Below are 516 nucleotides of genomic sequence, written 5' to 3'. Positions count from 1 at the left end.
TAGTCATGGTCGGAAGAAATTCCGACCATTTTTCATGTTTTGAAAACTTTAGCTGGGTCTCCTCCTGCAAATATTATTAGAATAGCAGTTATCATATCTCTAAGCTCCATTGCTATTCTTCGTTTAGCAGTTTTGTAACCCAGATTATTAGCTTTTTTGTAAATCAACAAAAGCATTGCTGCAATCATTGTCATATAGACCATCACTTCAATTCCGTTCCTGTTCATTGAAACCAAATGACTTAGGTTGAGTTCCTGTTTCAAGAACCTGAAAAATACTTCAATATCCCAGCGCTTTCTGTAATAATCAGAAATTTCCTTGGCTGAGAGTTGAAATTCATTAGTCAGAAACCAAAATTCCTTGTTTGTTTTTTGACTTTTGATGACCACCAAACGGAAATCAATTTCTACTTTCTCTTGCCTATAATGCAGTTTGCCTCGTTTGTTTTGGATGGGACTTCCGGTGTAAAGCTTTACCCTGCTGTCTTTTAATACTTCCCAATCATCCCATTTCAGC

1 protein-coding gene is annotated in these 516 nt (G+C 36.4%); it reads right to left on the bottom strand.

Going from position 1 to position 516, the window contains the following annotated elements; all coding sequences use genetic code 11:
- Nucleotides 1–32: 32 nt before the first annotated feature.
- Nucleotides 33–516 (bottom strand): transposase (locus H8B04_RS16920; RefSeq protein ID WP_190303073.1); only part of this gene is annotated, 484 nt, incomplete at its 5' end.

Origin of the sequence: Sphingobacterium litopenaei (genome assembly GCF_014692495.1) — a bacterium.
Classification (GTDB): domain Bacteria; phylum Bacteroidota; class Bacteroidia; order Sphingobacteriales; family Sphingobacteriaceae; genus Sphingobacterium; species Sphingobacterium litopenaei.
Note: the sequence above shows the minus strand (reverse complement) of the source record. Positions and strands in the feature narration are given on the sequence as shown.